7 protein-coding genes are annotated in these 8,889 nt (G+C 37.4%); 5 read left to right on the top strand and 2 right to left on the bottom strand.

What is annotated here, in order from left to right; all coding sequences use genetic code 11:
- Nucleotides 1-160 precede the first annotated feature (160 nt).
- Complete coding sequence (locus IQ226_RS23710) at nt 161-1,075, top strand: CHAT domain-containing protein (RefSeq protein ID WP_370567222.1); 915 nt, start codon at nt 161-163, stop codon at nt 1,073-1,075.
- Here IQ226_RS23710 and IQ226_RS23705 read toward each other — a convergent pair.
- Complete coding sequence (locus IQ226_RS23705; protein ID WP_157749934.1) at nt 1,055-1,204, bottom strand: alpha/beta hydrolase; 150 nt, start codon at nt 1,202-1,204, stop codon at nt 1,055-1,057. The two genes, IQ226_RS23710 and IQ226_RS23705, sit on opposite strands and share 21 nt — an antisense overlap.
- Nucleotides 1,205-1,539: 335 nt before the next feature.
- Nucleotides 1,540-2,013: a helix-turn-helix domain-containing protein gene (locus IQ226_RS23700; RefSeq protein WP_053539783.1), complete on the bottom strand. Its 474-nt coding sequence runs from the start codon at nt 2,011-2,013 to the stop codon at nt 1,540-1,542.
- A 287-nt stretch (nt 2,014-2,300) separates the two neighbouring features.
- Between IQ226_RS23700 and IQ226_RS23695 the strand changes: the two genes are divergently transcribed.
- The 4 genes from IQ226_RS23695 to IQ226_RS23680 all read left to right on the top strand — a co-directional run bounded on the left by IQ226_RS23695 (nt 2,301) and on the right by IQ226_RS23680 (nt 8,819).
- Nucleotides 2,301-4,496: a S8 family serine peptidase gene (locus tag IQ226_RS23695; RefSeq protein WP_193899487.1), complete on the top strand. Its 2,196-nt coding sequence runs from the start codon at nt 2,301-2,303 to the stop codon at nt 4,494-4,496.
- A gap of 113 nt (nt 4,497-4,609) precedes the next feature.
- Nucleotides 4,610-5,875 (top strand): WD40 repeat domain-containing protein, encoded by a 1,266-nt coding sequence (locus IQ226_RS23690; protein WP_193899485.1) that lies wholly within the window; start codon nt 4,610-4,612, stop codon nt 5,873-5,875.
- A gap of 62 nt (nt 5,876-5,937) precedes the next feature.
- Nucleotides 5,938-7,830 carry a serine/threonine-protein kinase gene (locus IQ226_RS23685; RefSeq protein WP_193899483.1) on the top strand — a complete coding sequence of 631 codons (1,893 nt, stop codon included), beginning with the start codon at nt 5,938-5,940 and terminating at the stop codon, nt 7,828-7,830.
- A gap of 227 nt (nt 7,831-8,057) precedes the next feature.
- On the top strand, nt 8,058-8,819 hold the full coding sequence (locus IQ226_RS23680) for a tetratricopeptide repeat protein (protein ID WP_193899482.1): 762 nt from the start codon (nt 8,058-8,060) through the stop codon (nt 8,817-8,819).
- The last annotated feature ends 70 nt before the right edge of the window (nt 8,820-8,889 follow it).

The raw sequence follows: 8,889 nt of genomic DNA, 5'->3' as shown, positions 1-8,889 counted from the left end.
CTGTGCCTTCTTTGCTTCCACAAGTTACTGCTGATTCTGATGATTCTGACTTGTTGAAAGCTGCTTAATTTTATTGCTGGATTTTGGGGGTTGTTTTTCGTTTTCTTTGTACCCCCTGAACGGTTACGAACTCGTTGATAATAGTCGTGAATCTATTGGTGTGAAAAGGAGAGGGGGTATTGTAGCTAGTCTAGATCCTAATGCTGCCCCAGTCAAAGGAAGATTTGAAAGACTCCATGAATTACTAATTACACCTATTGCGGATCTTTTACCTAAGAAAGATACTGAAAGAGTTGTTTTCATTCCTCAAAGTCAATTATTTCTTGTTCCTTTCCCCGCACTGCAAGATGAAAAAGGTAAATATTTAATTGAAAAACATACTATTCTGACTGCACCATCTATTCAGGTTTTAGATTTAACCCACAAGCGAAAAAACGCCCTTAAAAAATCAGGAGTTGGTAGGGAAATATTAGTAGTTGGTAATCCTACTATGCCAAAAAATCCTATCACCAATGAACAAGAATCACCTCTCCCTGGTGCAGAACAGGAAGCGGTAAAAATTGCCGAATTGTTGAAAACTCAAGCGATGACAGGTAATAAAGCTACAGAAACAGCCATTGTCCAAAAAATGCCCACAGCCAGAATTATTCATTTTGCCACTCATGGCTTCATTGATGATTTTAAAGGATTTGGTGTACCAGGTGCGATCGCATTTGCTCCCAGTGGTGAAGATAATGGTTTTTTAACATCAGGGGAAATTCTGGATTTAAAACTGAATGCTGAATTGATAGTTCTTAGTGCTTGTGATACGGGACAAGGAGATATTAAAGGTGATGGTGTGATTGGTTTATCCCGTTCTTTAATTAGTGCTGGTATTCCTAGTATTGTAGTTTCTTTATGGGCTGTTGGTGATGATTCTACATCGTTTTTGATGACGGAGTTTTATAAAAATATGGAACAAAAACTTGATAAAGGTACGGCATTAAGACAAGCGATGTTAACAACAATGAAACATAAAAATTATCAAAGTCCTTATCATTGGGCTGCTTTTACTTTAATTGGTGAGGTTGAATAAATGGTAATGGGTGATGGGTGATGGGTGATGGGTGATTGGTGATGGGTGATGGGTGATGGGTGATGGGTGATTGGTGATGGGTGATGGGTGATGGGTGATTGGTGATTGGGTGAAATTATGAAATGTCATGGCATAAACTTTGTAAAGCGATTACTGATTGTTTTAGTCCCTGATTTGAAAGCGTGTTTAGATATTGTTCAAGTGTTTTAGAGGATGTTTGAAAAGTTTTTAATGTATAAATAGGGTTTGCTGAATAAACCTAAAACCTTGATATATCAAAGGTTAGAGGCTGATAAACAGGAAAAAAGTGCAAGGGTTTTGAAGGGTATACCGGAAAAAGTGTGCATTTTTTGGGATTTCAAGAGATGGCAAAGAAATTTTCAAATCTCCTCCTGACTCCTGACTCCTGACTCCTGACTCCTATGCCCTCACGGAAAGACTTTCTCAGCAACCCCTAATTATGACTATTCATAACCCATATCTAGTTCTTGAGCTTGAGCAGTAAGCTCATCAAGAGCTTCCATCCGTAAAGCATCAATTTGATTTTTGTAATTGAGTAGATCCAGATAACGCACCCGTCTCCGTGTTCCTACCTTACGGAATGGGATCTCTCCTCCTTCCAATAGTCCTACCAAATAGGGACGAGAAACATTTAAAATATCAGCAGCTTCTTGTGTTGTGAGTTCTGCGTGTACAGGTATGAAAGTAACAGCATTACCTTTAGCCATTTGTCCCAGTATGTCAACAAGCATCTGAAAAGCCAGTGATGGGATCTTAACCGTTTGACTTACACCGTCATCTAGCTCAACTTTAATACTATGAAAGGCATCCTTATTCCCTATATAAGCAGCCAAAGTTTGACTACTTTTTTTTGCTAAAGTAGCATCTTCTTCCGTAGGTACTCCAATCCTGCTAGTTTGATATGTACTGAGTGTCATAGATATCAGCCTCGTCTAATATCGAATTGCATTCCATTTACCCATTCCTTATGAAAAATATGGATTGCAATTACCATTCACTATATACTAACTCTAATTCAAAATAAACGCAATGAGCGAAATGAGTGAAATAAAAGTCCGGTTAATGTCCTGACTCCTGTACGGGTTTAGCACTGCTAAACCCGTACTGACTCCTAACTCCATAATTTTGCATATCCTTCCCTTGGTGAGAGATAGATGTTTATGTGCAATTCTAGGACAAAAACTCAAAATTAAAGTAAACACTTATGAAACGCATTACATCTAGCATTTTCCTCACCACCTTTATTTTATCCAGCATGGGTATATTTCCCATCCCACCACAAGCAATTGCACAAACTCAAGAAAATGGTGATTTATTTTACCTTTATAAAGGACAACGCATACTATTAAATCAAAGACAGGATGCGATCGCAGTTTCTTTTAAACAACTCGGTAGAACCCGTAACATATCTGCACCTCCTTTATACCTCCAACTTCAACGAGACTTACAAAGCGGAATTCGCAGCACCACACCACCAAAAGTCACTCCTTTAGGTGAAAATTACGCTCTGGTAAATTTGCCTAAAGACATCCAAAATGCTGAAGTTGTTTTACAGCAACGCATTCAACAACAGCCTTATGTACAAACTACTTTACCAGTTCTTACCCGCAACGAACATCAAGAAATCATTGTTGTACCTAACGAAATTATCCTCAGCTTTCAATCGCAACTTTCCCAAAGTCAGAGACAAGCAATTTTACAACAAAACAATCTGGAAATTGTCCGTCCCCTACGCTTTAACCGCGATCGCTATCTCGTAAAATCCACAAGTGCCTCTGGTACAAAAATTCTCAGTGTATCTAATCAACTTAATAGCGTCAAAGGAGTAACATCTGCTACACCTAATTTTATCCAATCTTTGACTAACCACAATCTAGAAACTGCTACCAAACAAATCACAAATATGCAGAGAACTGGAGATTGGTTACAGACAACAAAACCAGAAAATACCAATCGAAGCAACCCATCTCAAAACAGTTCTCAATCTAGAAGTATTGCTGCAAGAAGTACACCAAAAAGTAATTTATTAGGATTAGCTTGGCATTTAGATAGTAGACCTTTACAACAATGTTTACAAGAAAAAATATCAAGTTGGAAGTCCCTACAAACTTGTTTACAGAAACCCATAAATGTCCGTAAAAAATCAGCCGTAACTCGTACAGATGTTCGGGTGACAGATGCTTGGAAACGCAGTAACGGTGGACGTGGTGTAGTTGTGGCAGTTTTAGATAGTTTAATTCAGTGGGATCATCCTGATTTGATCAATAATATTTACACCGTCAAAGCTGCTGATAAATGTCCAGGAGAAGTTCACGGTTGGGATTTTTCCTCTAGCAGTAATAGTTTAGATCCTTGTAAAAACGGTGATGCTGATACTCGGATTAGTCCCACAGAATTGGCAATTTTGGGGTCAACATTTCAGGACACATTTCAATTATCTGATGCTAAATTAGTGCAGCAATATTCTACAGAAGCATTAGAGATAAAACGCAAAAATCCCGATTATTCCTTAGAAAAAATTGCTAACGTTCTGCGTTATGTTTTTCGGACTTATAAAGTCGGTGGAGAATTTCATGGTACTTATGTCAGTGGTGCGATCGCTGCTAAACCCCAAAATGGTGAAGGAGTGTTAGGAGTAGCACCCAACGCGCAGATTTTACCAGTCCGGTTATTTGGGTTGAATGGTAGTTATAGTCCTGCTGCTTATATTGAAGCCATTGGTTATGCAGCAGACAGGGGTGCTGATATCATTAATCTCAGTTTAGGTAGTCTTTTACCAAGTCCGGGAGAAGAAGAGGCGATCGCAGATGTTCTCAAAGCGAACCCGAAATTAGTCATTGTCGCTGCTGCTGGTAATGAAAACAGGAACAGAGTCACATTTCCTGCTGCTTATCCAGGAGTTATATCCGTTGGTGCAACCAATATTACAGGTAATCGTGCATCCTACAGTAATTATGGTGGAGGATTAGATTTAGTAGCACCAGGAGGGGACTTAAATACACCAGGATTATTAGGTGGCATTCCCACCACAGGAGGAACGTCTTTAAATGCCTTTTGGCAAGGTGTACCTGATCCTAGCAGTCGTTGGTCTGCCGTAGTTGATGGCAAAGGTAAATATTGGTGGGTAGAAGGAACATCTTTTGCTTCACCAACAGTAGCGGGAGTTGTGGCTTTAATGAAGGGGGAAAATAAAGCAATCAGTAGAGAAAGATTGGTGAGTATTTTGAAATCTACAGCTAGTTATCAAGGACTGACTATTTCTCAAGAAGATGCCAAACTTTATCGTTCACAACGCAGTGAGGGAGAAATTCCCGCATCTGTGAAAGAACAACAATATTTCTTTGGTAAAGGACTTGTGAATGCTGATGCGGCAGTGCAAGCTGTTAAAAGGAGACGGTGATGGGTGATTGGTGATTGGTGATTGCTAATTAGTAATTTTTCCCTATTACTTATTACTTTTTTCAAAGTAGTGAAAAAATCAAATCTACTCTATCTCAGTTAAAAGGGATTTTTATGAAACAAAATCTAGTCGCATTGACGATATTAGTAGGAGTGCAATTTCTTCTAGTCAAAGGAATTTCAATCCTATCTCCCAACGAGAAGAAATCTGAGCGTGAAGCAACTTCTCAAACAACTTCCATAGTAACAGAAAAAAAACCTGAACCTCAAGCACCTAAAGTAGTACCAAAACCATTACTAACTACTCTTACAGGTCATGCTTTAACAGTAACTTCTGCGGCAATAACGGCAGATCATAATACTCTAATTAGTGGTAGTAAAGATAATACTATCAAACTTTGGAATCCAGAAAGTGGTCAATTAAAACGCACACTTACTGGTCACACAGGAGTTGTAGATTATCTCAATGTTACCCCTGATGGAAAGTATGTCGTGAGTGCTGACTCTTACAATGTCAGAATTTGGAATCTGCTATCTGGTGGATTAATACGTCAATTCAATAACTCAGAAAAAATTGGTTTTGTTAAAACAACTCAAGATGGAAAAACTTTAGTAATTGATGGTGGAACTCAAATCATTAAAAGCACCAAAACTACCGATAGCTATGGCTATAAATATTCTTCTGAAGTAGAAACCAAAAAATATCTCATTAGGGTTCTCAATTTAAACACAGGTGTACTAAGAAATAATCTTGTCCATAACCAACCACTGACTAATGTGGAAATAAGCTCTAGTGGTAACATTTTAGTAAGTGGAGATAAAACCGGCAACTTAAATATCTGGAACTTACAAAACGGGAAATTGCAAAAAATGCTAACAGGACATAATAGCTCGATAAATTCTATTGCTATCAGTCCCGATGAAAAGACCATTGTTAGCACTGAATATGATGGACAAATCAAGATTTGGGATTTGAGTTCTGGAACACTCAAAAGTACCTTTACTGGACATGATAAGTCATCTATAGATGGACCTGTTATTGTCCTCATAACTAATAATACTCTTGTTAGTTGGCTTCAAACATATAATGATAGAGGTGATGTCAAAATTTGGGATTTACAAACTGGTAACTTCAAATATACTCTGAATGGCACTAATTTCAATTTTCTTAAAGTTAGTGCAGATGCTAAACATCTGATTATTTATGGTAAAAATGGTATCAACAAATGGGAATTAGCTACAGGTGAGTTGAAAAATAATGTGAAAATAGCAGGAGATATCCTTACTATTAGTCCTGATAATAAGATTGTAGTAACTTCTCAAGAGGTGAATAATATTAATATTTGGAAAATGCCCTTTCTAAAAGGTACAGGTCAATAGATAAAAATTAAACAATAGCCACAAAATAGGCACAAAAATATATTTCACAAACCTCTAATATTATGAACAGCAAACCAGATTTTTCAGAACAAGGCTATAAGGTTATTAACGAATTAGGACATAACCAACAAGGAGGAAGAATTACTTGGTTAGCCTTATCTATTGGCACAAACAAACAAGTAGTTATCAAGCAATATTCTTTTGCTCAAATAGATTCCAATTGGTCAGGATTTAAAGCTCACCAGCGAGAAATAGACATACTCAAAGGACTCAATCACCCCAAGATTCCTAAATATTTAGGAGCTTTCCCTACAGTCAATGGTTTTTGCTTAGTTCAGGAATATATTCCTGCTGATTCTTTAGCTGTTTATCGCAGTTTTGAACCAGAAAACATCAAACAAATTGCCATTCAATTATTAGAGATTCTGGCATATCTACAAAGTCTTATTCCAGGTATCATTCATCGGGATATTAAACCAGAAAATATTTTAGTAGACACAGAATTAAATGTTTACCTAATTGATTTTGGTTTTGCTCGCATTGGCGGTCAAGAAGTATCAAGTAGTAGTGTTTTTGTAGGTACACCTGGTTTTATTGCCCCAGAACAATTATTAAAGCCTACAACAGCCACAGATTTGTATGCTTTGGGAGTAACATTAATTTGCTTACTCACAGGAACTAAATCAACAGAAATTCAAAATTTAATAGATGATGATGACCCCTCCCAAATTCGATTTCGACATTTATTACCTAATGTTAGTCTGCGATTTTTAGACTGGTTGGAAATGATGGTACAACCCCGACTCAAAGAGCGTTTTACAGATGCAAAACAAGCCCTTAACGCTTTGATACCTATTGATGTTACCCGCAGTCCACAAATTGAGATTAGCCAGCAGATTCAGGATTTTGTAGCCACACGCTTAGGTGAAAAGATTCGCCAATCTATTACTATTAAAAATGTGATGCCAGACACTTTATTAGAAGGTCGTTGGGAAGTTGCTCCCCATCCCCATGACCCATCCCATACACGAAAATATCACCCTTGGATTAGCATCACACCAACTAAATTTAATGGTAATTATACAAGGTGTGAGATTCAAGTTGATACCAGCCTTTTGATGGCGGATAAATTGTATAAACGCCAGTTATTTTTACATACAAATGCCTACCCTGCAACTCATGTTGTAAATGTAAAAGTCCAGACATCTCCTATGCCAATTGAAAGAAGAGAATCAAAATCTTCTGCGAGTTTAATTTGGGCGTTTTTAACTGGTGAGATAGCTACATTTACAGTTTTAGCAGTTATACCTTGGATTATTGCACTTTTAGCAGATAATAAAATCGTTTTCTGGAATATGCCTACTATTAAAAACAGTATGGAATGTGCTGCAATTTTTGGCACAGTAGGCGCAATATTGGGTGCGGTAGGAAGTGTTTTAATTTATGCAATTCGTCTAATTTACGACTCTTTTAAAGAAAACGAACAAATGTCATTATATAACTATTGGAACAATACGTACGAAACTATAGTTGTTGGAATGATAATTGTTGGTGCATTGGGAGTTATTATTGGCAGTATTGTGGGAACAATTTTTGATTCATCTAGACCTAGTGATTTAGTGGGTATTATCTTTAATGTGATGCTTGGAATTATAATGGGAGGCTTTGGTGCTTGTTTGCTGGGAGGAATTGCTGGAGGAATAATTGGGTTTGTAACCAGTTTTTTGATGTGGATTATTTTGATTATTGTTAATGATTTTTTATCATTACTCGCAGCAGTATTAGGAGTTAGTGTAGGTCTTGGTTTTGTGTGGGGCTTTTTCAATGTATCTACTATCTTGGCATTAGGAATCACAGGCATACCGTTTTTGTATATGCTACTTTATGCACCTATTCAGCATCAAAAATTAATTACTAAATACCGTCATTCTGAGAAAAATCTGATCAAGCCGTAGCTGATAAATAAACCTCTTTTAACCATCGTTCCCATTTTGTCCAAGGCTTTTTAGCCGTGGTGAACTCAAACAGAAGCTTGGAAGCTGAAAGGCGAAGATCCAAGTTGAAAACTCAATATTATTGTACTGATGGTCTAATCTTGCATATCCTCCAATAGATGAGAGATATATGTTTTACACCCTCCCTGATTAATTCTCTTTCTCTTTCAGGAATTAGTATAAAATCCATGCCCTATCGCAAAATCAGTTTAATTGCATCTATCTCACTTATTCTCACGGTTTTACAACCTGTTGTTAATTTGCCCATTTCATTTCAGGTATCACAGGTATTAGCACAAACACCAGCAGACCGGAAAGCAGAAGCAGAACGCCTTTATCAGCAAGGTGATCAGCAAATTCAGACTAGTCAGTATAAAGAAGCATTACAGTCATTTCAACAGGCATTAACTATCTATCGAGAAATCAAAGACCGCAAAGGACAAGCTTTTAGCCTCAATTACATCGCCATAGTTAAACGCACATTAGGAGATAATATCGAGTCTTTAGAGTTTTACAAACAAGCCTTATATATTTTCAGAAAAATAGGCGATCGCTTGAATGAAGGAACTGTTCTCAATAATATTGGGAAAGTTCATGAAGGTTTGGGACAATATCCTCAAGCTCTAGAATTTTATCAACAAGCCCTAAGTATTCGCCAAGAAGTAGGCGATCAGACTGGTGAAGCCTTTACTCTCACCGATCTTGGATTAATTAATACTAGTCTTGGACAATACTCTCAGGCGGAAAAATTCTTTCAACAATCTTTAGATATCTTTAGAAAAATTGGCGACCAGAGACGAGAAGCACTGACTCTCAATGCAATGGGCGTATATTACCGCACAATTGATCAATATCCAAAAGCTCTAGAATCTTATGAACAAGCCTTAAACATTGTAACCGTTCAGGGGGTACAAAGAAAACGAAAAACAACCCCCAAAATCCAGCAATAAAATTAAGCAGCTTTCAACAAGTCAGAATCATCAGAATCAGCAGTAACTTGTGGAAGCAAAGAAGGCACAG

The organism is Dolichospermum sp. LEGE 00240, assembly GCF_015207875.1.
Lineage (GTDB): Bacteria > Cyanobacteriota > Cyanobacteriia > Cyanobacteriales > Nostocaceae > Dolichospermum > Dolichospermum gracile.
Note: the sequence above shows the minus strand (reverse complement) of the source record. Positions and strands in the feature narration are given on the sequence as shown.

What these genes read in the sequence shown, in the direction of transcription:
- IQ226_RS23705 (WP_157749934.1), bottom strand. Translation starts at nt 1,204, where the DNA reads ATGACATTTCATAATTTCACCCAATCACCAATCACCCATCACCCATCA.
- IQ226_RS23700 (WP_053539783.1), bottom strand. Translation starts at nt 2,013, where the DNA reads ATGACACTCAGTACATATCAAACTAGCAGGATTGGAGTACCTACGGAA.
- IQ226_RS23695 (WP_193899487.1), top strand. Translation starts at nt 2,301, where the DNA reads ATGAAACGCATTACATCTAGCATTTTCCTCACCACCTTTATTTTATCC.
- IQ226_RS23690 (WP_193899485.1), top strand. Translation starts at nt 4,610, where the DNA reads ATGAAACAAAATCTAGTCGCATTGACGATATTAGTAGGAGTGCAATTT.
- IQ226_RS23685 (WP_193899483.1), top strand. Translation starts at nt 5,938, where the DNA reads ATGAACAGCAAACCAGATTTTTCAGAACAAGGCTATAAGGTTATTAAC.
- IQ226_RS23680 (WP_193899482.1), top strand. Translation starts at nt 8,058, where the DNA reads ATGCCCTATCGCAAAATCAGTTTAATTGCATCTATCTCACTTATTCTC.